Raw genomic sequence first — 1,208 nt, forward strand, 5'->3', positions numbered from 1 at the left:
CGAGTCGGTCGAATGGACAGGTCCCCGATCTCGACGTCGTCGGGTTGGTCGATCGCGAAGGCGAACGCCCGGGGTCTCCTCGATCATCGCGGTGGTCGGCCGGTGGGAACGCTGAGCTTGGTCGGCTTCGTCCTGACGGATCCAGTTCCGCAAGGCTTCGGGGGCGGACATTGAACTGCTCGGCCAGCCGCCGGATCACCGGCTTCGGTTCAGACTCCCGATACAGCCGCACCGCCTGCTCACGCAACTCATCCGGGTACTTCTTGGGGCAACCACGAATACTTCGCTCCTCGGCTCACAAGATCAAAGCTGGTGTGGAACCGGGCATGGTCGGACGAAGCCAAAGCCGGACAAACCGATAAGGGAGATACAGGTACAGCGCGACCCTTTGCCCGCCCGCTCTCGCCTTTCAAGTTTCAATCACAGGGCTTGGGCGCCCCTTTTACGAAGCACGTGACAATCGGGTGTTCTACTCCGGTGGGCGAAACCGATAGGTGGGGTGTATTGGCTGCACTAATGCGAGTGTTTTTGCAGGTCAGGATGGGTTGCCCGAAGTCGGACGGATGGTCAGCACGGGCGATGTGTGGGAGCCCTACCGGCTGCTCGACGCTGACGACGCGGTGGTGGCGACTCCTTTACGCGGTCGATGTGGTGTGGAGTCAGGCCACGCAGGTGGAGGCGCGGGACTTCATGCGGTGGATGCGGATCGCGGACAAATCCATCCGTCCCCACTGGCGCCACAAGGACAACCCCGAGGCCGGCGGCCGGACGCTTCGGCGGGCGGCGTGAACCCGGTGACTGGCAAGGCCAAGCCGGGCAGGAAGTACGCGGCCTCGACCCGAGCACATGCCGAGACGGTGCTGCGGGCGTTTACTGATTTCGGCAAGTTGATTCGGCTCCACCTCGGCATCGCGAAGTGGCCCACCCGGCCAGGTCTCCGACGGTCGGCGGCACTCTGATCTAGGCTGTGTCTCGAAGTCATAGCCACTCGTTGATCGCTGCGACTGTGCCGGTGGCCTGGTAGCGGATGGCGAGCTTGTCATACCTTGTCGCGACTGCACGGTTGCGTTTGAGTCGGTTGATCCCGCACTCCACGGCGTGGCACTGCTTTGCGTCCAGAAGCAACCGGCCATTGATGGGCGGCTCGAGATCCTGTGCCACCGTCACTGCGGATAGCCGCCACGCACGCGCTGAGTAAACTGCGACAC

Annotated in this window: 1 pseudogene; it reads right to left on the reverse strand. The window is 63.2% G+C overall.

From position 1 onward, the window contains the following. Positions 1-978: 978 nt before the first annotated feature. Positions 979-1,208, reverse strand: a pseudogene (locus tag FXO23_RS52155) (hypothetical protein); the annotation flags it as partial.

It is taken from the genome of Amycolatopsis anabasis (assembly GCF_009765355.1).
GTDB classification, from domain to species: domain Bacteria; phylum Actinomycetota; class Actinomycetes; order Mycobacteriales; family Pseudonocardiaceae; genus Amycolatopsis; species Amycolatopsis anabasis.